This is a genomic window from Streptomyces flavovariabilis (assembly GCF_000725785.1).
GTDB classification, from domain to species: Bacteria; Actinomycetota; Actinomycetes; order Streptomycetales; family Streptomycetaceae; genus Streptomyces; species Streptomyces hawaiiensis.
Genome location: NZ_JNXD01000017.1, coordinates 106602 through 128930 on the forward strand (window position 1 = coordinate 106602; position 22329 = coordinate 128930).

Annotated in this window: 19 protein-coding genes and 1 tRNA gene; 8 read left to right on the plus strand and 12 right to left on the minus strand. The window is 72.1% G+C overall.

Annotated elements, in window-relative coordinates:
* The first annotated feature begins 94 nt into the window (after positions 1-94).
* Positions 95-1261, plus strand: a complete 1167-nt coding sequence (locus tag IO24_RS0127415; protein ID WP_031140023.1) for an SUKH-4 family immunity protein — start codon at positions 95-97, stop codon at positions 1259-1261.
* A gap of 18 nt (positions 1262-1279) precedes the next feature.
* On the opposite strand, the gene IO24_RS0127420 is transcribed toward IO24_RS0127415, so the two are convergent.
* The 4 genes from IO24_RS0127420 to IO24_RS0127435 all read right to left on the minus strand — a co-directional run bounded on the left by IO24_RS0127420 (position 1280) and on the right by IO24_RS0127435 (position 4783).
* Entirely contained in the window at positions 1280-2476 is a 1197-nt protein-coding gene (locus tag IO24_RS0127420; protein WP_031140025.1) for an MFS transporter, read from the minus strand.
* Positions 2477-2586: 110 nt separating this feature from the next.
* Complete coding sequence (locus tag IO24_RS0127425; protein WP_031140027.1) at positions 2587-3183, minus strand: TetR/AcrR family transcriptional regulator; 597 nt, start codon at positions 3181-3183, stop codon at positions 2587-2589.
* Positions 3184-3250: 67 nt separating this feature from the next.
* Positions 3251-4528: an LPXTG cell wall anchor domain-containing protein gene (locus IO24_RS0127430; protein ID WP_031140029.1), complete on the minus strand. Its 1278-nt coding sequence runs from the start codon at positions 4526-4528 to the stop codon at positions 3251-3253.
* Between the two features lie 183 nt (positions 4529-4711).
* A tRNA-Cys gene (locus IO24_RS0127435) sits at positions 4712-4783 on the minus strand.
* A 194-nt stretch (positions 4784-4977) separates the two neighbouring features.
* Here IO24_RS0127435 and IO24_RS0127440 point away from each other — a divergent pair.
* The 4 genes from IO24_RS0127440 (at position 4978) to IO24_RS0127455 (ending at position 10489) form a co-directional block, all read left to right on the plus strand.
* A complete protein-coding gene (locus IO24_RS0127440; protein ID WP_031140031.1) occupies positions 4978-6564 on the plus strand; it encodes an MFS transporter in 1587 nt (528 codons plus the stop codon).
* Between the two features lie 249 nt (positions 6565-6813).
* A complete protein-coding gene (locus IO24_RS0127445) occupies positions 6814-8613 on the plus strand; it encodes a DEAD/DEAH box helicase (protein ID WP_031140033.1) in 1800 nt (599 codons plus the stop codon).
* Positions 8614-8979: 366 nt separating this feature from the next.
* A complete protein-coding gene (locus IO24_RS0127450) occupies positions 8980-9621 on the plus strand; it encodes an IclR family transcriptional regulator (RefSeq protein WP_031140035.1) in 642 nt (213 codons plus the stop codon).
* Positions 9622-9697: 76 nt separating this feature from the next.
* Entirely contained in the window at positions 9698-10489 is a 792-nt protein-coding gene (locus tag IO24_RS0127455) for a S16 family serine protease (RefSeq protein ID WP_031140037.1), read from the plus strand.
* 177 nt (positions 10490-10666) lie between these two features.
* Here IO24_RS0127455 and IO24_RS0127460 read toward each other — a convergent pair whose 3' ends face one another.
* From IO24_RS0127460 to IO24_RS0127485, 6 genes are read right to left on the minus strand one after another with little or no spacing between them, the layout of a single operon-like run.
* A complete protein-coding gene (locus tag IO24_RS0127460; protein WP_420823229.1) occupies positions 10667-11254 on the minus strand; it encodes an ArsR/SmtB family transcription factor in 588 nt (195 codons plus the stop codon).
* A 47-nt stretch (positions 11255-11301) separates the two neighbouring features.
* Complete coding sequence (locus IO24_RS0127465) at positions 11302-12264, minus strand: glycine betaine ABC transporter substrate-binding protein (protein ID WP_031140041.1); 963 nt, start codon at positions 12262-12264, stop codon at positions 11302-11304.
* Positions 12261-13067: an ABC transporter permease gene (locus IO24_RS0127470; RefSeq protein WP_045296679.1), complete on the minus strand. Its 807-nt coding sequence runs from the start codon at positions 13065-13067 to the stop codon at positions 12261-12263. Before IO24_RS0127470 ends, IO24_RS0127465 begins: the two co-directional genes overlap by 4 nt.
* Positions 13064-14329, minus strand: coding sequence for a betaine/proline/choline family ABC transporter ATP-binding protein (locus IO24_RS0127475; protein ID WP_031140045.1), 1266 nt, complete (start codon positions 14327-14329; stop codon positions 13064-13066). Before IO24_RS0127475 ends, IO24_RS0127470 begins: the two co-directional genes overlap by 4 nt.
* Positions 14322-14969: an ABC transporter permease gene (locus IO24_RS0127480; RefSeq protein ID WP_031140047.1), complete on the minus strand. Its 648-nt coding sequence runs from the start codon at positions 14967-14969 to the stop codon at positions 14322-14324. The genes IO24_RS0127475 and IO24_RS0127480 overlap by 8 nt, the downstream gene beginning before the upstream one ends.
* A gap of 19 nt (positions 14970-14988) precedes the next feature.
* Positions 14989-15459, minus strand: coding sequence for an Lrp/AsnC family transcriptional regulator (locus tag IO24_RS0127485; protein WP_031140050.1), 471 nt, complete (start codon positions 15457-15459; stop codon positions 14989-14991).
* A 123-nt stretch (positions 15460-15582) separates the two neighbouring features.
* Between IO24_RS0127485 and hppD the strand changes: the two genes are divergently transcribed.
* A complete protein-coding gene (gene hppD, locus IO24_RS0127490; protein ID WP_031140052.1) occupies positions 15583-16728 on the plus strand; it encodes a 4-hydroxyphenylpyruvate dioxygenase in 1146 nt (381 codons plus the stop codon).
* A gap of 198 nt (positions 16729-16926) precedes the next feature.
* On the opposite strand, the gene IO24_RS0127495 is transcribed toward hppD, so the two are convergent.
* Positions 16927-18387, minus strand: a complete 1461-nt coding sequence (locus tag IO24_RS0127495; RefSeq protein ID WP_031140054.1) for a tetratricopeptide repeat protein — start codon at positions 18385-18387, stop codon at positions 16927-16929.
* Between the two features lie 92 nt (positions 18388-18479).
* Here IO24_RS0127495 and IO24_RS0127500 point away from each other — a divergent pair, with 92 nt between their 5' ends.
* Complete coding sequence (locus IO24_RS0127500; protein WP_031140056.1) at positions 18480-19895, plus strand: FAD-binding oxidoreductase; 1416 nt, start codon at positions 18480-18482, stop codon at positions 19893-19895.
* 11 nt (positions 19896-19906) lie between these two features.
* Here IO24_RS0127500 and IO24_RS0127505 read toward each other — a convergent pair whose 3' ends face one another.
* A complete protein-coding gene (locus tag IO24_RS0127505) occupies positions 19907-20317 on the minus strand; it encodes an SsgA family sporulation/cell division regulator (protein ID WP_031140058.1) in 411 nt (136 codons plus the stop codon).
* 245 nt (positions 20318-20562) lie between these two features.
* Between IO24_RS0127505 and IO24_RS0127510 the strand changes: the two genes are divergently transcribed.
* Positions 20563-22305: an RDD family protein gene (locus IO24_RS0127510; RefSeq protein ID WP_078899424.1), complete on the plus strand. Its 1743-nt coding sequence runs from the start codon at positions 20563-20565 to the stop codon at positions 22303-22305.
* Positions 22306-22329 lie beyond the last annotated feature (24 nt).

Below are 22329 nucleotides of genomic sequence, written 5' to 3' on the forward strand. Positions count from 1 at the left end.
CTGTTCTGGGCAGTGGGGAACGGCTGCCGGGCTGGGCCGGGTGGTCTGCCGTGCTCCGCCAGGGGACGGTGAGCAAGCACATGCGGGGGAGCCCATGAGTACGACCGACGCCGGTTCCGCGGTGATCACGCTGACCGAGTCCGACCTGGACCCGTGGGTGACGGACGCGTCCACGCGGCACTGGCTGACCGGCCCCGGACTGCCCGGCGACAGCGGCGTGCTGAGCTTCGCGGAGCTGAGCCGCGAGGGCCTGCGCACGGTCGCCGACTCGACGGGGGACCCGGGCGACCGCCTCTCGGCGGAGCTGCGCGAGCAGCTGGTGATCGGCGGCCTGCTGGGTCCCGGCGGCCTGGAGACGGAGTCGCTCCTGCTGGACGGCGCGACGGGCGAGATCTCGACGGCGTACGTCCTGCACGACCGCCCCGGCCTGATGGACCGCCGCCCCCTGGCCCCCTCCCTGCGCACGCTGGTCCGCTTCGCGGAGGCCACGGACGAACTGGCGGGCCTGCGCGGCCAGTTCGCCTCCTACGCCGGCCGCTACGGCCCCAAGGCGGTGGCGGAGGCGTCCCAGCACCTGCTGGCGGTGTTCCGCGACGGCGCGGACGGCGAACCGGCCCCGTTCTGGAAGATGGCGGCGCTGATCCGCCCCCTGTCCCTGGTGGCGGGCCGGGGCGGCGCCTCCGGACTCTCCCTGGACCTCCCGCACCGCCTCCTCGACCAGGAGTTCGGCCCCGGCAAGGTGGCGCGCTTCGAGGACGTCGACTTCCCCGCGACCCTCACGCACGAGCCGACCCGCCGCTTCCTGCGCGAGGTGGGCCTGCCGGAGGACGCCCACGTCTTCTCCCTGGACACGGACGTCCCCCTGGCGACCCTCGCCGAGTACCACGCCGACGCCGGCGCCCCGGCGGAACTGCCCGCCGGGGCCCACCGCCTGTTCCGTCTCGGTCACCTGGTCGAGGACAACAGCCTGGTCGTCGACGGCGCGACGGGCGCGGTCCTGAACTGGAGCGAACCCGAGGCGACGCTGTCCCCGCTCAACACGGACGTGTCGACCCTCGCCTTCACCCTCTGGCTCCTGCACCGCGAGCGCGCGATAGACGAGCAGTCGGACCACGAGCTGACGACCGAAACGTACGACCAGCTCGCCATGACGATGCTCCAGGTCCTGTCGACGGTGGACCCCACGGGCGTGACCGCGGGCAGAGCGGCCCGCCACTACTGGACGGACGCGTTCCAGGACGAGGCGGGCGGGGTGCTCTGACGGGCCGTAGGGCGTTGCTCAGACCCGTTCCGGCTGTTCCCACTGGGCAGAGCGGATGTCGACCGGACTCGTGGCGGGCGTGGCGCGGCGGGCGAGGTTCGGCAGGAGGGTGGCCAGGCCGGCCAGCGCCATGACCGTGCCGAGCCAGAGCGGGGCGCGCAGGCCCCAGGTGTCGATCACGAGGGCGCCCAGGGAAGAGCCGAGGATGACGCCGAGCGTGATGAACGAGGTGTGCACGGTGTTGACCAGCGGGCCCGCGTTGCCGATGCGCTGGACGCGGGTCGCCATCGCCGGGTTCATGGTGACGCCGACCAGGCCGATGCCCAGCATGCAGACGACGGCCGGCACGGGCAGGTCGGCGAGGAGAGCGAAGCCGGTGAGGAAGATCGAGTTCAGGACCAGGCCGACGGCCAGCACCGGGACGGTGTGACGGTCGGCTAGACGGCCGACGACATTGTTGCCGACGACGGTGGCCGCACCGTAGGCGATCAGCAGGACGGGGACGGTGCCGGTGGAGAAGCCGGTGACGCCGGTGAGGATCGGGTTGAGGTAGCTGAAGGCCGAGAAGGTGGCGCCGATAATGAGCGTGCTGGTGGAGAGCACCAGCCACAGCTTGGGCCTCCTGAAGACGCCGAACTCCGCGCGGAGGCCGCTGTCGTTCCGGTCGCGCTCGATGCGGGGCACACCGAAGAGGGTGGCCGCGGCGGCGACCACGGTGATCAGGGTGATGGTCCAGAATGCCGCGCGCCAGCCGAACCGTTCGCCGACCAGGGTGGACATCGGCAGCCCGAGCAGGGTGCCGAGCATGAGGCCGTTCATGGCGACCGCGATGGCGCGGCCCCGGACCTCCGGGCGGGTGATCCGGGCACACATCGAGATACCCACGCCGAAGAAGGCCTGGGCGGCGATGCCGGTGATGATCCGCGCGGCCATCATCGTGCCGTAGCCGCTCGCGGTGGCGGCGAGCGCGTTGCCCGCCAGGAAGATCACGAACAGCACCATCAGTGCCGTGCGCGCCGGGAGCTTCATGAGCGCCACCGTGAGGAACGGCCCGCCGGCCGCCATGGCCACCGCGAAGGCTGTGATGAGGTATCCGATCTGCGGGATGGTCGCGTTCAGCCCGTCGGCCATCTGGGGCATCAGCCCGGCGACCACGAACTCGCTGGTCACCATGGCGAAGATGCCGAGCGCCAGGACGTATACGGCACGAGGCACGGTGGGGGTCTCCTTCGATGGATCGAGTTATGTATTGATCAGTTCAAAACGTGGACATGCGAGGGCACAGCCCGGCGGGCATGATCGCCAATGGTCGGCGGGTCGGCGGGTCAGTCGGTCAGGGCGTCCAGGGTGATCTCGGCGATCGATTCCAGGGCGGCCCGGTCGGCGCCGCCCTGGCTCGATACGCGCATGCCGGCGATCGCCGCGTTGATGAATCGGGCCAGCGCTCCGGCGTCCCGGGGGGAGGTGATGCTGCCGTCCCGCCGGCCCTCCTCGACCACCGCGCGCAGGGCCGCCAGCCGGCGGGCCGTGTCACGCTCCAGGATGCGCGCCGCTTCGGCGTCGCGGGCGGCCAGTTCGACCGTGGTGTTCACGGTCAGACAGCCGATGCTGTGGCCGTCCGCCCGGTGTTCCGCGTCGCCGTCGAGGATCACGGCGAAGAGGGTGCGGATGCGGTCGGCGCCGCTGAGCCGCGCATCCTCCAGCACAGCGAGTTGGGCGGTCGTCATGGTGTCGATGTAGCGGGCCAGGGAGCGCTCGAACAGGTCGTGCTTGCTCTTGAACGTGTTGTAGACGCTGCTGCGCCCCAGTCCCGTGGCGTCGCACAGGTCCTGTGTGGAAGTGGCCTCGTAGCCCTTCTTCCAGAACGTGCGCATCGCCGCGTCCAGGGCCCGCTCCTCGTCGAACATCCTCGGTCGGGCCATGACGGCACCCTAGCCGTTTTAGACCGACCGTTACAATACGGGTCCGGCGTACCCGACGCCGGCCGCGTCAGGCGGACTTGGTGGCGTTGCGGCGGCGTACGGCCAGGACCAGGCCACCCCCGAGCACCGCGGCGGTGGCGGCGGCACCGGCGAGGAGCGGGGTGCCGTCGGAACCGGTGGCGGCGAGGTTGCCGCCGGTGGTGCTGCCGGTCGTGGAGCCGGTGGAGCCTCCGGTCGTGGTGCCGGTCGAGGCCGTGGCCGAGGGGGATGCCGTGGCGCCCGTGCCGCCGGCGGCCTGGCCCTCCGGGTCGTTGCCGTTCCCGCCGTTGCCGGAGCCGCCGTCGGTACCCTCCGAGGGGCTCGGCCCGGGCTCGTAGTCGCTCGGCAGGTCGATGCTGATCAGGGCGGTGTTGTTGGCGCGGTTCGTGTCGTACTCGGGGGCGATGTCGTAGACGGACGACGCCTTGACCTCGCCCTCGGTGTCCTGGGCGGACTCCTTGACCTTCAGCGTGAAGGTGTACGCCAGGGACTGGCCCACGTCGAGGGTTCCGCCCTGCGGCCAGCACACGTACTTGGGCTTGCCCGTGGTCCCCTGCGGTCCGCTCGGCCCGTCGATCCCGAACGGCGCGCAGTCCTTCGGCACCGCCACGGCGACGGTGCCCGGCGGGATCTGCACCAGCAGACCCGGGAGGTCGTCGCTCTCCTGGTTCTGTACCCAGCCGGGGCCGTCGTTGCGCAGGGTCGCCGTGACCGACTGCTTCTCGCCCGCCAGCGCCTCGGTGGCCTCGCCCACCGCGACGAGGTCGGCGGTGTTGTCCGCGGTCAGGGTGAGCCGCCGATAGCTGTCGTCGTACCCCTCGCCAGGCGCCTCACCGCTCGCACTCGTGCCGTACTCGACGGCCTCCATCAGGGCACTGTCCAGCGCCTTGAACCGGACGGGCGTAGTGACGGAGGCGCCGGGCTCGATGACCGTGTCCAGTTCGCAGAGTGCCTGCCTGACCTGCTCCTTGACGGTCGAGTAGGTGCAGCCCGCCACCTGCTCGGGGAAGTCCAGCCCACGCGTCAGACGCACCTGGAAGGTGACCCCGTCCACGGCGGCCGTGCCCTTGTTGGTGAGGGTGACGGACTTGTCGTACACCTCACCGGGCTTGGGGGCGGCGGACGGCAGGGCGGAAACGACCAGTTCGGGCGCGCCCTCCTCGGCGTGCGCCAGGGGAGCGGAGACAGCGGGACCGGCGGCGGCGATCACGGCTGCGGCCAGGACGGCTGCCGAGGGGCGGAGGTGCACGGGGTTCTCCTCGTCGAAACAGTGGGTGAAACGACCGGAGCCTCGGCTACCGGTCATGTCCTGGACACCTGAGAGGCACGTGGGGTTGTGCACGACTTCGCGCACACGCCGCGACCGCACCGGTCGAGGCGCGTGCGACGGCCGGCCGGCCGTGCGCCTCCCGAGCCGTGCACGGAAGACCAGAAGGGCGGCACCCCGCGCGGGGTGCCGCCCTTCTGTCGTGCCCGGTCGGACAGGTTGAGGCCGTGGCGGGATTCGAACCCGCGTTACTCGCTTTGCAGGCGAGTCCCTGAACCACTCGGGCACACGGCCGTGTTTCGAACTCGGTGTAGTGACCGTAGGGCGGGGTGGGGCCGGGCTCAAGAGAGGCTCGTGGGCTGCAATGTGACTGCCATACGCCGTTCACGAAGGGGGTGGCCGGGAAGAGGGGTGTACGACCAAGGTCTCAGGCCGGGACCTTCCCGGGACAGGGGTCACCGTGCGGTGTGGACCTTACGCTGGCGGGCATGACCGTCCCGAAGCCGCGTGATGCCGATGTCGAGGAAGCCGCTGATCCGCCCTCCGTAGCCGAGCGGGAAGAGGGTGTGCTGGGGGCGGCGTACCGGGCGTTGAGTGTGGGGATCGTCTCCGTCGTGCTGCTCATCGCCTTCGAGGCGACCGCCGTCGGGACGGCGATGCCTGTCGCGGCCCGGGAACTGGACGGGGTCTCGCAGTACGCGTTCGCGTTCTCCGGGTACTTCACGACCAGTCTGTTCGGGATGGTGCTCTCCGGGCAGTGGTCGGACCGGCGCGGCCCCCTCGGGCCGTTGACGACGGGCATCGCGTCCTTCGGCGCCGGCCTGCTGCTGTCGGGGACCGCCGGGACGATGTGGGTGTTCATCCTGGGCCGGGCCGTGCAGGGGCTGGGCGGCGGGCTGGTGATCGTCGCGCTGTACGTCGTCGTCGGGCGGGCCTATCCGGAGCGGTTGCGGCCGGCCATCATGGCCGCGTTCGCCGCGAGCTGGGTGCTGCCGTCCATCGTCGGCCCGCTCGCGGCAGGCACGGTGACCGAGCAGTTGGGGTGGCGGTGGGTGTTCGTCGGGATACCCCTGCTCGTCGTCTTCCCGCTCGCGCTCGCGCTGCCGCAGATACGGCGTCGTGCGTCCGGCCCGGCGGGGCGGACCCCTGGGGAGTCCGCCGCGGTGGAGGGTTCCGTCCAGGCGGACCTGCCCGTCCCCGCCGAGCGGACCGCCCTCGCCGACCGGCCGGTCACGCCGGACCCGGCGCGCACCACCGGCCGCCCCGCCCCGCCGGACAGCCCGCTCGCCTCCTTCGACCGCCGGCGCATTCGGCTCGCCCTGGCCATCTCCCTCGGCGCCGGGCTGCTCCAGTACGCCGCCCAGGACTTGCGCCCCCTCTCGCTCCTGCCCGGTGCGGTGGGCGTGGCCCTGCTCGTGCCGGCCGTGCTCGGGCTGCTCCCGCGCGGCACGTACCGGGCCGCCCGCGGGCTGCCGTCGGTCGTGCTGTTGCGCGGCGTCGCCGCCGGGTCCTTCATCGCCGCCGAATCGTTCGTACCGCTGATGCTGGTCACGCAGCGCGGGCTCAGTCCGACGCTGGCCGGGTTCTCGCTCGCCGCGGGCGGGGGGACGTGGGCGCTGGGCTCCTGGGTGCAGTCGCGGTCGCGGGTGGAGCCGTACCGGGAGCGGCTGACCACGGTCGGGATGCTGCTGGTGGCGGCCGCCATCGCCGCAGCGCCGAGCGTGCTGATCGACTCCGTGCCGGTCTGGACCCTCGCCCTCGCCTGGGCCTTCGGCTGCTTCGGGATGGGACTCGTGATCTCCTCCACGAGCGTTCTCCTGCTCAAGCTCTCCGCCCCCGAGGAGGCCGGCACCAACTCCGCCGCCCTCCAGATCTCCGACGGCCTGTCCAACGTCGTCCTGCTGTCCGCCGGCGGCGCCGCCTTCGCCGCGCTGGGCGGCGGCACGGTGACCCACACGAGCACCCACACCTCCGGCTCCCACCCGGCCGCCTTCACCGCGGTGTTCCTGCCGATGGCGGTGGTGGCGCTGGCCGGGGCCTGGGTGTCGACGCGGCTGCGGGAACGCCGGCCGTAGACCGGCGGACCGCCGGGCCCCGGCGGAGCGCGGGCTGCTTTTTACCGCCGTCGCCGGTCGCCGTCGCCGGTCGCCGGTCGCCGAGGGCCGAGGGCGGCCGAGGGTGCTGTGACGTCGGTCCCACCCGCAGGCGACCCGGCCCGGTCCGCGCGTGGGCGGGTTCGGGGCGCCGGTAGGGTGGCCCGGTTGTCATACGTAGCCGAGCCGTCAGGCTCCCTCGAACGAGCCGCCCGACCCACAACGGAGACCGTGACTACCACCGCCGGCACCAGCACTGCCTCGCACCACCTGTCCCCGGCGTTCCCCGGCCGCGCCCCCTGGGGGACCGCCGGCAAGCTCCGCGCCTGGCAGCAGGGGGCGATGGAGAGGTACATCCAGGAGCAGCCGCGGGACTTCCTGGCGGTCGCCACCCCCGGCGCCGGCAAGACGACCTTCGCGCTGACACTGGCCTCCTGGCTGCTGCACCACCACGTCGTGCAGCAGGTGACCGTGGTGGCCCCGACCGAGCACCTGAAGAAGCAGTGGGCCGAGGCCGCCGCCCGGATAGGGATCAAGCTCGACCCGGAGTACAGCGCCGGGCCGCTCGGCCGGGAGTACCACGGTGTCGCCGTGACGTACGCCGGTGTGGGCGTCCGGCCCATGCTGCACCGCAACCGCGTGGAGCAGCGCAAGACGCTCGTCATCCTCGACGAGATCCACCACGCCGGAGACAGCAAGTCCTGGGGTGAGGCCTGTCTGGAGGCCTTCGAGCCCGCCACCCGCAGGCTCGCCCTGACCGGTACGCCCTTCCGGTCCGACACCAACCCCATTCCCTTCGTCACGTACGAAGAGGGCAACGACGGGATCCGGCGGTCGGCGGCCGACTACACCTACGGCTACGGCAACGCGCTCGCCGACAATGTCGTGCGGCCCGTCATCTTCCTCTCTTACAGCGGCAACATGCGCTGGCGCACCAAGGCCGGTGACGAGATCGCCGCCCGCCTCGGCGAGCCCATGACCAAGGACGCCATCAGCCAGGCCTGGCGGACCGCCCTGGATCCGCGCGGTGAGTGGATGCCGTCCGTGCTGCGGGCCGCCGACCAGCGGCTGACGGAGGTCAGGAAGGCCATCCCGGACGCCGGCGCCCTCGTCATCGCCTCCGACCAGGACTCGGCGCGTGCCTACGCCAAGCTCATCCGGGAGATCACCGGCAGCAAGGCCACCCTCGTGCTGTCCGACGACTCCGGCGCCTCCGAGCGGATCGACGAGTTCAGCGCGAACAACGACCGGTGGATGGTCGCCGTGCGGATGGTGTCCGAGGGCGTCGACGTACCGCGGCTGGCGGTGGGCGTGTACGCCACCACCATCTCGACCCCCCTCTTCTTCGCCCAGGCCGTCGGCCGTTTCGTGCGCTCCCGGCGGCGCGGCGAGACCGCGTCGGTGTTCCTGCCGACCGTGCCCGACCTGCTCTCCTTCGCCAACGAGATGGAGCGCGAGCGCGACCACGTCCTCGACAAGCCCAAGAAGCAGGGCGAGGAGGACCCGTACGCCGACTCCGAGAAGGAGATGGACGAGGCGAACCGGGAGCAGGACGAGGACACCGGCGAGCAGGAGCAGTTCGCCTTCGAGGCGCTGGAGTCCGAGGCCGTCTTCGACCGGGTCATGTACAACGGCGCCGAGTTCGGCATGCAGGCCCACCCGGGGAGCGAGGAGGAGCAGGACTACCTCGGCATTCCCGGGCTGCTCGAGCCCGACCAGGTGCAGTTGCTGCTGCAGAAGCGGCAGGCCCGGCAGATCGCGCACAGCCGCAAGAAGCCGGACGACGAGGCCGACCTGCTCGAAGTGCCCGCCGAGCGGCGGCCGGTGGTCTCCCACAAGGAGATGATGGAGCTGCGCCGGCAGCTCAACACGATGGTCGGCGCGTACGTCCACCAGAGCGGCAAGCCGCACGGGGTGATCCACACGGAGCTGCGGCGCGTGTGCGGAGGCCCGCCGGCGGCCGAGGCCACGGCGGGGCAGCTGAAGCAGCGGATCGCCAAGGTGCAGGAGTGGGCCACGCGGATGAAGTGACGCCGTGGGCGTTGCCGTCACCGGGCCGGGCCATGCCCGGCCCGTTCCGCATGTGTGGGTGTCGTGTGTGCTCCGTGGGGCGCGATGAGCCCGTGTTGCACGTATCCGGGCAAACAGAGCCAGTCGGTCGCGGGTCGTGCCCGGATTCTGGACGGAGCCTTCCGCTCAGCGAACCTGCTTCGCTACTGTCCGGCTACGCACACGCCCCGTGGCAGCGCCGCCGCGGAGCGCAGCCGTGAAGCGACGCGGCCCGGACAGGCCGGGCCGCCGGCCGATCGGCGGCCTCTGAAGCGCGTTACCGACGGGACTCGGTGACGCATCCGCCGACCGGGGGGCCGCCGACCTCACCACTAAGGAGTGGGCGTCGTGACCGCGGAGACCTCCCAGACGCTCGACCGGGGACTACGTGTCCTCAAGCTGCTCGCCGACACGGACCACGGGCTGACCGTGACCGAGCTGTCCCTCCGGCTGGGCGTGAACCGGACCGTCGTGTACCGGTTGCTCGCCACGCTGGAGCAGCACGCCCTCATACGCCGTGACCTGGGCGGACGTGCCCGGGTCGGGCTCGGTGTGCTGCGCCTGGGGCGGCAGGTCCACCCGCTGGTGCGGGAGGCAGCGATGCCGGCGCTGCGGTCACTGGCCGAGGACATCGGCGCGACGGCGCATCTGACCCTGGTCGACGGGGCGGACGCGCTGGCCGTGGCCGTGGTGGAGCCGACCTGGACGGACTATCACGTCGCCTACCGCGCCGGATTCCGGCACCCCCTGGACCGGGGTGCCGCCGGCAAGGCCATTCTCGCGGCCCGGCAGCACCCGATGGCCGACCCCGTCTGCACGCTGACGCACGGGGAGCTGGAGGCGGGTGCCTGCGGGGCGGCGGCGCCGCTGCTGGGGGTGACGGGCGTCGAGGGCAGCGTGGGTGTGGTGATGCTGGCGGAGGCGGTGCCGGAACGGGTGGGGCCGCGGGTCGTCGACGCGGCCCGGGAGGTCGCGGAGGCGCTGCGCTGACGGCCGGCGGCCTCCGCGCACAGCCCCCGGACGCCCTGGTCCCGGGCGTGTCCCCCTCCCGCGTTAGATTGATCCCGTGTTCTCTCGCCTCACGCGCCTCCAGACCATCGCCGTCTGCGCCCTGCCCGTCGTGGCCCTGCTCGCGACGGCGGCGCTGGCGCCGTTGCCGTTCTCGGTGGCGCAGCCGGGGCTGACGGCGAACGTGCTGGGCGAGAACAAGGGCGCGCAGGTGATCACCATCTCAGGGGCGCCGGTCCGGGAGGCCCGGGGTCAGCTGCGGATGACCACCATCGAGGCGACCTCCCCGGACACCCGCGTCTCGCTCCCCGACGTCATCGACAGCTGGTTCCGCACTGACCAGGCGGTCATGCCGCGCGACTCCGTCTACCCGAGCGGGAACAGCGTCAAGGAGATCGAGCGGCACAACGAGAAGCAGATGAAGGAGTCCCAGGACGCGGCGACCCGGGCCGCGCTGGGCTACCTCGACCTCGACGACAAGGACATCGAGGTCAGCCTGAAACTCGCGGACGTGGGCGGGCCCAGCGCGGGGCTGCTCTTCTCCCTCGGGATCATCGACAAGCTCGACGGCGACGGCACGGGTGGCGATCTCACGGGTGGCCGGGTCATCGCCGGTACGGGCACGATCGACGCGGCCGGCCGGGTCGGTGCGGTGGGGGGTGTCGCCCTCAAGACGCAGGCCGCGAAGCGGGACGGGGCGACGGTGTTCCTGGTTCCCAAGGCGGAGTGCGGTGATGCTCGCGCCGAGCTGCCGAAGGGCCTGCGGCTGATTCCGGTGACCACGCTGAAGAGCACGGTGAGTTCGTTGGTGGCCCTGGAGACCGGCAAGGGGTCCGTGCCGAGTTGTTAGTGGGCGGGTGCCGTTCCGGGCCGGGCAGCGAGCCTTAATCCCACTTCCACGAGGGTCCAGCCCAGGCGCGTACGGAGGCCATGGCGGCGCGCCGGGCGGGGGTCGGCCTCATCGCGCAGTTCCGCGGCGCGGGCATGGTGCAGGGTGAGGTGGATGTCGGGGTGCATGGCGAACCCTTCAGGTGGTCCGGATGGGGAAGGCGTGCGTCTGGATGCGGACCTGCTCGGTGCCGGGTGCGTTCTCGGCGGCAGCACGGCCGCGGTAGGTCTCGACCAGGGCGTGCATCTTCTCGACGAGCTCCCGCGTCAGTTCGGGCGTGAGAGTCAGCGTCGCGCTGCTCATGTCCCAGGAACGAGCCCACTCCTCGGGCCAGGAGTCGCGGTTGCCTATCCACGTCGACAGGTCGCGGGTCTGCGTGGTGGCGAGTTCGTGGAGGTACATATCCGCAGCTCCGCGTACGGCCGGGTCCGCGTCGTCGAGGAGGGAGTCGTCGAAGCGGAGGCCGTTGTGGACGGCCTTCCACCACCGTTCGCGTCCCTTTCCTCGCTCGGGGGCGTCCTCGACAAAGCCGTACTCGGCGAGTTGGCGCAGGTGATAGCTGGTAGCCCCGCTGGACTCGCCCAGTTTCTGGGCCAGTTGCGAGGCAGTCGCCGGGCCGCCGAAACGCAAGGCGTCCAGCAACTGCATGCGCAGGGGGTGTGCCAGTCCGCGGAGGGACCGGGCGTCGAGTTCCCGTACGTGTACTTTCTCGTTCTCGCTCACGATGCAAAGGTAGCGTTGCAAAGCCTCCTTTGCAACGGGTTCTTTGTAACTTACCCTTCCTTGACGAACCCCTCCTCCACCAGCCAGTCCAGCGCCACCTGGTGCGGATCCTCCCCCTCCACGTCCACCTTCGCGTTCAGCGTCCGCGCCACGGAGTTGTTCAGCTTCGCCGTCACCGGGTTCAGGACCTCCGCGATCGCCGGCCACTCCTTCAGGGACTTCGCGTTGATCATCGGCGCGGCGTTGTAGTTGGGGAAGAACTTCCTGTCGTCGTCCATCACCGCCAGGTTCATCGACTTGATGCGCCCGTCGGTGGTGAACACCTCCCCGTACGTGCAGTTGCCCTGCTCCGTCTGCGTGTAGATGATCCCGGTGTCCATCTGCGTGATGTCCCGCGCCGGGACGTTCATGCCGTAGGCCTTCTGCATGCCCGGCAGCCCGTCCGCCCGGTTCGCGAACTCGACCTCCACGCAGAGCTTCACGGCCCCCGGGTCGGACTTCGCCAGCTTCGCCACGTCCGACATGGTCTTGGTGCCGTACTTCTTCGCGTTCTCCTGGTTCATCGCCAGGGCGTACGTGTTGTCGAGTGTCGAGGGCGGCAGCCAGACCAGCCCGTTCTCCGCGTCCTCCTTCTTCACCGCATCCCACTGCCGCCGCGGATCGGTGATCGGCTTGCTGTGCCCGAGGTACGTGATCCAGGCCGTGCCCGTGTACTCGTACCCGGCGTCCGCGTCGCCCTTGCGGACCGCCTCACGGCTGCCGATGGAACCCTGGATGCCGGTGCGGTCGATCACGTCCGCACCGGCCGCCTCGAACGCGATGCCCATGATCGCGCCCAGGATCAGCTGCTCCGTGAACGACTTCGACGTCACCGTCAGATGGGCGCCCTTCAGCGGCTCACCCCGGCCGATCGACCCCGGCTCCACGTCGTCGGTCAGGGGAGAACCGCTGGTCAGGCCGCATCCGGCCGCTGCCAGCAGCAGGCCCGCCGCCAGGCACATACGCCGCCTCATGGCTGGAGCCCTCGCGGCCGCAGCAGCAGTTCGGCGATCGACGCCAGCCAGTCCACCAGCAGCGCCAGCACCACCGTGAGGACCGATCCCAGCACCAGCACCGGCATCCGCTGGTTGGTGATGCCGGTCGTGATCAGCACGCCGAGGCCGCCGCCCCCGCCGAAGACCGCCAGGGTCGCCGTACCGACGTTCAGGACCAGGGCGGTGCGCACGCCCGCGAGGATCAGCGGGACGGCCAGGGGGAGTTCCACCCGGGTCAGCACCCCCACGGGGGACATGCCGATGCCGCGGGCCGCCTCCAGCAGGGTCGGGTCGTTCGCCTTCAGGCCCGTGATCGTGTTGGAGAGCACGGGCAGGATGGCGTAGACGATGATGCCGATCAGGGCGGCCCTGCGGCCGATGCCCAGCCAGATCACCAGGAGGGCCAGCAGACCGATCGCCGGGGTCGCCTGGCCCGTGTTGGCGAACGCCATCACCACCGGGGTGGCCCTGCTCACCGCCCCGCGGGTCAGCAGGATGCCCAGCGGGATCGCGATGATCAGCACGAAGAACGTGGAGATCACGGTCAGCTGGATGTGCTGCCACAGCGCCTTGGTGACCTGGCCGCCCGACAGGGCGTTGCGGGTGAGCGCGTCCAGGTCGGCCTGCTGGAACCAGAGCCAGGTGGTGAGCAGCACGGCGATCAGGGCGGCCGGCAGGAACGTCAGCTTCTGCCAGGTGAGGCGGGACGGCCGGCGCTCGGGTGGGGGCGCCTCAGGCTCGTCGAGAGGCTCGGAGGTCTCCTCGGCCTCCGTGATGGTCACCGTTCCCCTCCCGGGCCGCTCACGCCCGCCGGGCCCGCGGCTCCCTCCTGCTCCGCGTGCGTCTGCGAGGCCCGCAGCGACTCCAGTTCGTGCTGGTGCTCCATCGCGTCGAGCCGGTCGGCCTCCAGCATCTCGTGCACGGAGTTGATGAGGGTCTCCATGTCGACGACGCCCGTGTACTCCCCGCGCCGCCCGGTCACCGCCACCCGCCCGGCGTTGTCGGTGAGCACCGCCTCCAGCGCGTCCCGCAGGGTCGCGTCCCGGGTGACCGTGTCGTGCACCAGGGTCCCGGCGCGGGCCAGCGAGCCCCGGGCCCGCATGAGATCGCCGCGCCGCAGCCACTTGTAGGGGCGGCCGCGCCGGTCGAGCAGCAGGACCTCGTTGCTGCCGCCGGCCCGCAGCCGGTTGAAGATCTGCTGCAACGGGTCGTCGACCGTGGCCGTCGGATAGTCGGTGATCTCCACGTCCCGTACGCGGGTCAGGTTCAGCCGCTTCAGCGCCGCCCCGGCGCCCACGAACCCGGACACGAAGTCGTCGGCCGGGTTGGTCAGGATCGCCTCGGGGGTGTCGAACTGGGCGATGTGCGACCGCTCGCGCAGCACGGCGATCCGGTCACCGATCTTGATCGCCTCGTCGAAGTCGTGGGTGACGAAGACGATCGTCTTGTGCAGCTCGTGCTGGAGGCGGATCAGTTCGTCCTGGAGGTGGTCCCGGGTGATCGGGTCCACCGCCCCGAACGGCTCGTCCATCAGCAGCACCGGCGGATCGGCGGCCAGGGCCCGGGCCACGCCCACGCGCTGCTGCTGCCCGCCGGACAGCTGACGCGGGTAGCGGCTGTGGAACTCCCCGGCATCCAGGCCGACGAGGTCGAGCAGCTCCTCGGTTCGCTCCTTGATCCGGGTCTTCGGCCAGCCGATCATCTTCGGGACGATCCCGATGTTCTGCGCGACCGTCATGTGCGGGAAGAGCCCGGCGGACTGGATGGCGTAGCCGACCCTGCGGCGCAGCTTGACCGGGTCCATGTCGGTGACGTCCTCGCCGCCGATGCGGATGCGGCCGCCGGTCGGCTCGATCAGCCGGTTGATCATCTTGAGCGTGGTCGACTTCCCGCAGCCCGAGGGGCCGACGAAGACGACGACCTCGCCCGCCTTGATCTCCATGCTCACGTTGTCCACGGCCGGCTGGGCACCGCCGGGGTAGCGCTTGGTCAGGCTCTCCAGTTCGATGGAGGCGCCGTGGTCACCGGTCTCCGTCTCAGGCACGGATCCCCCTGGGAATGGTCAGCCGTCCGATCAGGACGTACGCGGCGTCGAACAGCAGCGCCAGGACGATGATGCCGAGCGTGCCCGCGAGCACCTGATTGAGCGCGTTGGCGCTGCCCAGCGAGGCGAGGCCGCGGAAGATGACGTTGCCGAGGCCGGGTCCGGAGGCGTACGCCGCGATGGCCGCGATGCCCATCAGCATCTGGGTGGAGACCCGGATCCCGGTCAGGATCGGCGGCCAGGCCAGCGGCAGCTCGATCCGCAGCAGCCGGGCCGGCCGGGACATCCCGATGCCCGTGGCCGCGTCCACCAGCGTCGGGTCGACCCCGCGCAGCCCGACGATCGCGTTGCGCACGACCGGCAGCAGCCCGTACAGGGTCAGCGCGACGACCGTGGGCGGCACGCCGAGGCCCACGAGGGGGATGAGCAGACCGATCAGGGCGAGCGCCGGCACGGTCAGGATGGTGGCGGTGGTCGTGGTCGCGAGGTTCCCGGCCCACTCGCTGCGGTAGCCGGCGACGCCGATCAGCACCCCGAGCACGGTCGCCACGACCATGCACTGGAACACGGCGCTCGCGTGCTGGTAGGCGTCCGTGAGCAACTGCTGGTGCCGGTTGACCAGGTACTCCCAGAAGTTCACACGCGCTCACCCCTACACGTCAGGTCTCCTCCGCGGCCTGCTCCACGAGCGGGATGATCCGCAGCGGAACGGGGTTCTCCATGACGATCGCCGTGGAGGCCCGGACGATGCCATCAAAACCGACGACCCGGTCGATCACACGCTGGAGATCGGCGTTGGAGCGGGCCACGAGCCGGCACAGCATGTCCCCGGTGCCGGTGGTCGTGTGCAGCTCCAGCACCTCCGGCACGGTCGCCAAGTGGGCGCGTACGTCGGCCCCTTGCCCCTGCCGGATCTGCAGCGTGGCGAACGCCGTGACCGGGTAGCCGAGCGCTGCCGGATCCACCTGCGGACCGAATCCGCGGATGACTCCGTTCGACTGAAGCCGGTCCAGCCGGGCCTGCGCGGTGCCCCGGGCCACTCCCAGCCGCCGGGACATCTCCAGCACCCCGATCCGCGGCTCCCGGGCGAGCAGCAGAATGATCCGGCCGTCCAGGTGATCGATCGCCACAGCAGCCTCCCGGCATGGTCATCCTGTACAGAAGGGCCGTCGATACGGCCGTATTGCTGAACAGGTTGCCCAGTCAAAACGCAAACTATTGCGCACCTTGCCGGGCGGGGAGACCCTGCCGCTATGACGCAGACCACACACCACACTCCCGACACCGCCCGGCAGGCCGACCCCTTCCCGGTCAAGGGAATGGACGCGGTCGTCTTCGCCGTGGGCAACGCCAAGCAGGCGGCGCACTACTACTCCACCGCCTTCGGCATGAAGCTGGTCGCCTACTCCGGACCGGAGAACGGCAACCGGGAGACCGCTGCCTACGTCCTGGAGAACGGCTCCGCCCGGTTCGTCCTCACCTCGGTCATCAAGCCCTCCACGGACTGGGGCCACTTCCTCGCGAAGCACGTCGCCGAGCACGGTGACGGTGTCGTCGACCTCGCCATCGCGGTCCCGGACGCGCGCGCCGCGTACGCCTACGCCCTGGAACACGGTGCCCGCTCGGTCGCCGAGCCGTACGAGCTGAAGGACGAGCACGGCACGGTCGTCCTGGCCGCCATCGCCACCTACGGCGAGACCCGCCACACCCTCGTCGAGCGCTCCGGCTACGACGGCCCCTACCTGCCCGGCTACGTCGCGGCCAGGCCGATGGTCGAGCCGCCCGCGCAGCGCACCTTCCAGGCGATCGACCACTGCGTCGGCAACGTCGAGCTCGGCCGGATGAACGAGTGGGTCGGCTTCTACAACAAGGTGATGGGCTTCACGAACATGAAGGAGTTCGTGGGCGACGACATCGCCACCGAGTACAGCGCGCTGATGTCGAAGGTCGTCGCCGACGGCACGCTCAAGGTCAAGTTCCCGATCAACGAGCCGGCCGTCGCCAAGAAGAAGTCCCAGATCGACGAGTACCTGGAGTTCTACGGCGGCGCGGGCGTGCAGCACATCGCGCTCAACACCAACGACATCGTGCAGACGGTCCGCACGATGCGGGCGGCCGGCGTCGAGTTCCTGAACACGCCCGACTCCTACTACGACACGCTGGGGGAGTGGGTCGGCGAGACCCGCGTGCCGATCGACACGCTGCGCGAGCTGAAGATCCTCGCCGACCGCGACGAGGACGGCTACCTGCTGCAGATCTTCACCAAGCCGGTCCAGGACCGTCCGACCGTCTTCTTCGAGATCATCGAACGTCACGGCTCGATGGGCTTCGGCAAGGGCAACTTCAAGGCCCTGTTCGAGGCGATCGAACGCGAGCAGGCCCGCCGCGGCAACCTGTAGTCGCCCGCGCCTCGGGTTGTGCGGGTGTCACGGGGCACCCGCACGACCAGCGAACGTCGGGCGCGTCGGCTGCCGGGTCCGGCACCGCCGGGCCGCGCCGTCGTTGACCGCCGCCGCGGCGGAATCAAGCGGCGGCCGTCTCCGCGTCCGCCGCGACGGCGCGCGGCGCCCACGACGGCGCACACCGGCGGTGCCCGGCTACCCCGCCCCGTCGTCCGCCCCGCCGTCCGCCCCGCCGTCCATCTTCGGCACCCCTTCATCCGGCGGCTCGCCCAACGCCTCGGTCGCCGACCGTGCCGCGGGCGCATGCAGCGGCGAGAAGTGCGGGTTGATCCGCAGGGCCTCCGCGAGGTGCCGGCGGGCCGCGCCGTAGCGCTCCAGCTCCCGCTCGATCATGCCCAGGTGGTACATGGACTGCGCGTCGCGTACCCCGCCGCCGCGTACCGGGTCCGTCGCCCGCCGCGCGAACCGCAAGGCCTCCCCTGGCTCCCCGGCCCGGTACAGCGCCCAACCCAGCGCGTCGGCGACCTCCGTGGCGGGCTGGCGCCTCCACTCCGCCCGCAACCGCCGTACCGCCGCCTCCGGATCGCCGTGGTCGGCCTCGAACCGCCCCAGGACCAGCTCCTCGTCGGCCCCGCCCGCCGCCGCGCTCCGTACCCGCTCCCGCAGCAGGCCGTACTGCACCCGGGCCGCCTCCGGTCTGCCCAGCGACTCGTACAACTCGCCCAGTTCCAGGGCGTACCGCGGGCACGGCTGCCCGGCGAGCGCCGCCCGGTAGGCCTTCAGGGCCTGCGTCGTCCGGCCGAGGGCCGCCAGGGCCCGGCCCCGCCCGGCCTGCGCGGCCCACTGGCCGGGATCGAGGCGGACCGCCTCCCGGAAGTGCCGCAGCGCGATCTCGGGGTCCCCGCGCTCCCAGGCCAGTTGCCCGGCCCGTTCCAGGTAGGCGGCCCGTTCGGCGGGAGCCCGCGCCCCCGCCGCCGCGTCCGCCAGCGAGGCCGCCGCGTCCTCCCACCGGCCCCGGTCCCGGTACACCGCCGCGGCCCGCGCGAGCACGGCGGGACCGGAGCGCAGCTCGGTCAGCCGGTCCATCGTCCGCTGGGCCGCCTTGTGCTCGCCGAGCCCGGTGTAGGCGTCGATGAGCAGCGGATACGTCGTCCACCGCCGCGGCTCCAGCTTCAGCGCTGCCTCACCCCACCGGCGCGCGGCGCGAAAGTCCCGGCGGGCGATCGACAGCGCGGCAAGCCCCGCCACCGCCCGGGTGTTGCGCTGCGGCCGCACCTTCAGCGACGTCCGCAGCGCCTTCTCCGCGCGCGGGTAGTACGCCGGGTCCGCGAGGCGCCGCCCCCGCTCCACATACGCCGCCCCGAGCACCGCCCACGACGTCGCGTCCCCGGGCCGCGTCCGCACGGCGTGCTCCCGCTCGTCGATCAGCTCCGCCAGGCCGGGCAGCGTGGCCGGCACCCCGCTGCCGACCGCCGCCATGGCCAGCGCTCCCGGCGACGGCGCGGCGGTCCCGGCGGACCGCTCCCGCGGCAGCAGCACCAGCACCCCGCTCAGCACGGCACACCCCGCGACGGAGGCGATCAGCGCCGGCCGGGCGCGCACGCGGCGCCGGGAGCCGCTCTCCCGCCGCACCGGGCCCTCCTGCTGGTTCTCCATGGCGCTCACTGTGCGTCAGTACGACGACCACACCCGGGCAGGTGAAGGGTGCCGCCGACGGGGTTCACACCGATGGCCCCGGGTGCGAACCTGTGATCATGAGCCGTATCGAAGCGCCCCGCTCCGAGGACACCGCAGCGACCGGCAACCTCCTGGACCTGCTGCTCGGCGGCCTGCCCGCCGAAGCGGTCCTCACCGACCCCGACGTCACGGCCTCCTACGCCCACGACATGGCGAGCTTCTGCCCGGCCGGCTCTCCGGCCGTTGTCGTGCTGCCCCGTACGGTCGAGCAGGTCCAGCACGTGATGCGCACCGCCACCGCCCTGCGCGTCCCGGTCGTCCCGCAGGGCGCCCGCACCGGCCTGTCCGGCGCAGCCAACGCCTCCGACGGCTGCATCGTGCTCTCCCTGACCAGGATGGACCGGATCCTGGAGATCAACCCGGTCGACCGCATCGCCGTCGTCGAACCCGGCGTCGTCAACGCCGCCCTGTCCCGGGCCGTCGGCGAACACGGCCTGTACTACCCGCCGGATCCCTCCAGCTGGGAGATGTGCACCATCGGCGGCAACATCGGCACGGCCTCCGGCGGCCTGTGCTGCGTGAAGTACGGGGTGACCGCCGAGTACGTCCTCGGCCTCGACGTCGTCCTCGCGGACGGCCGCCTCATGTCCACCGGCCGCCGCACCGCCAAGGGCGTCGCCGGCTACGACCTGACCCGCCTGTTCGTCGGCTCCGAGGGCTCGCTGGGCATCGTCGTACGGGCCGTCCTCGGACTGCGCCCCAAGCCGCCCGAGCAGCTGGTGCTGGCCGCCGAGTTCGCCTCCGCGGCCGCCGCCTGCGACGCCGTGTGCCGGATCATGGAGGGCGGCCACGTCCCGTCACTCCTCGAACTCATGGACCGTACGACGGTCAAGGCCGTCAACGCCATGGCGCAGATGGGCCTCCCCGAGAGCACCGAGGCCCTGCTCCTGGCCGCGTTCGACACCACCGCCCCGGCCGCCGACCTCGCCGCCGTGGGCGCCCTGTGCGAGGCGGCCGGCGCCACCCAGGTCGTCCCCGCCGACGATGTGGCCGAGTCCGAACTGCTGCTCCAGGCGCGGCGGTTGTCGCTCACCGCGCTGGAGGCGGTCAAGGGCGTGACGATGATCGACGACGTGTGCGTGCCGCGCTCCCGGCTCGCCGAGATGCTCGAGGGCGTCGACCGGATCGCCGGGAAGTACCGGCTCACCATCGGTGTCGTCGCCCATGCGGGCGACGGCAACACCCATCCGACGGTCTGCTTCGACCCGGCGGACCCCGACGAGTCCCGGCGCGCCCGCGAGTCCTTCGACGAGATCATGGCCCTCGGCCTGGAGCTCGGCGGCACCATCACCGGCGAGCACGGCGTCGGCGTCCTGAAGAAGGAGTGGCTGGCGCGCGAGATCGGCCCCGTGGGCATGGAGATGCAGCGGGCCGTGAAGCAGGCCTTCGACCCGCTGAACATCCTGAACCCGGGCAAGCTCTTCTGAGGCCCGGCCTCTCATTGGGCGAGCAGCTGGGCCAGTTCGTCGTCCAGCCCGAGCTGCTCACCCTCCGTCCCCGGCGGGACCACCCGCAGCGTGCGCTCCAGCCAGGCCGACACCGCCGCCGCCGGGGCCTCCAGCAGGGCGTCCCCGGCGGGCGAACTCAGCGCCATCAGCACCACGCCGCGCCCCTCGGTCTTCGTCGGCCACACCCGCACGTCCCCCTGCCCGCAGGGCCGGAACACGCCCTCCACCAGCAGGTCCCGGGCGAACGTCCAGTACACGGGGTGCTCGGAGTTGATGTGGAAGGTGACGTGGACGGCGTAGGGGTCGTCGGTGAGATACCCGAGCCGGGCCGGCACCGGGATCCTGCGCTCCGGCGACAGGACGAGTTTCAGCTCCAGTTCCCGCTCCACCACGGTGTGCATGGCGGTGTTCCCTTCTCCTCATGGCTGCCCGCGAGGGCCGGTCAGGGGTAGAGAGCGAGCAGGGGCCCCGGCATTACGCGCCTTGCCGGAACTTTTTCCGCAGGGGGATCCGCCGGAGCGGCGCGGCGCGTAGCACATCGGTGCTCGAAAGGGGTGGGTCCGGTGGGAGCGGCGGTGCGGCTCGCGCACGTCTGATAGATGTGGAGGCCCCCATTTGGCCCCCGAGCAGATACGGGACGACGGACATGAGCGCCCCAACCCCGGCCCCCGGTGACGACAGGCCCCGCGAAGGGTATTACCCGGACCCGTCCATTCCTGGATATGTCCGGTACTGGAACGGTGCCTCCTGGGTGCCGGGCACCAGCCGTCCGGCGCCCGGGGAAGGCGAGTCGCTCGCGCCGCCGCCCGGAGCGGGGACGGCGCAGCCCGCCTCGGTCGAGGAGACCGGCCCGCACTTCTTCGACGAGGACCCGGTCGAGGGGCCGTCCGCCGCCGACGCCCAGCACGGCAGCCGTCCCGAACCGGCCTCCGCCTGGGGCGCCGACCGCTCCCGTCAGTCCGGCTTCGGCGGCGGCCAGGACCGCCGCGTCTCGTGGGGCGCGCCGCAGGGAGCCCAGGGCGCGGCCCAGCAGGGCGCGCAAGCCGGTGACCCGAGGGTGCCGCGCTCCGACCAGCGGCCCGACGGGGAGTCCGCCCGCACCGACGGCACGGCGGGCACCTTTCCGGCCGGCCAGGAGACGAACGCCGCGGCGGGGGGCGGCACGTTCGTGTTCCGCCGTCCGACGGGGCAGCCCGGGGGCGGGGCCCCGGCCGATGCCCCCGACGACGGCACGATGACGTTCCGCGCGGTGTCCCCGCGCACGGGTCCGGCCGGTGGCGGCTCGCAACCGGCCGGGGGACCGGCCGGTCCGGACGGTGGTCCGGCGGGGGCCGGGTTCGGTGCCCAGGGCGGGGCGCCCGGCTCCGGAGGCTCCGGCTTCGGCCCGGCGGGTGCGGGCGGCTCACCGGCGTCCGGCTTCGGGGGGCAGGCCGGGGCGGCCGGCAGCGGCTTCGGACCGGCCGGCTCGGGCAGTGATGCGGCGGCGTCCGCGTTCGCGGGGAGCCCGTCGGGGCCCGCGTTCGGCCCGCAGGCCGGGCCGACCGGCAGCGGCTCCGCGGGGCCCGGCTTCGGCGCCGGCAAGGCGGCCGCCGCCCGGGCCTCCGCCGCGCAGGCGGGCGCCGGAAACGACGGCGCGCAGGCCTCCGGGCCCGCCCCGACGGCGCTGTCCGGACCCCAGGCGGCCCCCACCGTCCCTCCGCAGTCCGCCGGACCCGGCGGCGCCCAGCCCGGCGCCGCGCCCGCTTCCTCCTCCGGTACGCCCCTCAGCGCGGGCCCCGGTGGCGGGCAGTCGTCCTGGGCGCAGCAGGTGCACCGGCTCGCCGGAGCCGGCGGTGACGAGCAGCCCGTCGCGCCCTGGAAGCCGCCGGTCGAGGACGTGTTCCAGGCGGCGGCCCGGCGCCAGGCGGAGGCGCGCCCGGCCGGGCTCGGCAAGCGGCTGGTGGCCCGGCTGCTGGACACCGTCGTCCTCGCCGCCCTCACGGCCGCGGCCGCAGTCCCGCTCGGCGGCAAGGCGATCGACCACGTCAACGAGAAGATCGACGCGGCCAAGCTCTCCGGCGAGACCGTCACGGTCTGGCTGCTCGACGGCACCACCTCGATCTACCTCGGCATCATCCTGGCCGTCCTGCTGCTCGCCGGTGTCCTCTGCGAGGTGCTGCCCACCGCCAAGTGGGGCCGCACCTTCGGCAAGAAGCTGATGGGCCTGGAAGTCCGGGACATCGAGGGACATGACAGCCCCGAATTCGGCGCGGCCCTGCGCCGCTGGCTGGTCTACAGCGTGCCCGGGCTCCTCGTCGTCGGGATCATCGGCGTGGCCTGGTGCCTCTTCGACCGGCCGTGGCGCCAGTGCTGGCACGACAAGGCCGCACACACGTTCGTGGCGGGCTGAGCTCCCTCGGACGGCCGTCTGCCG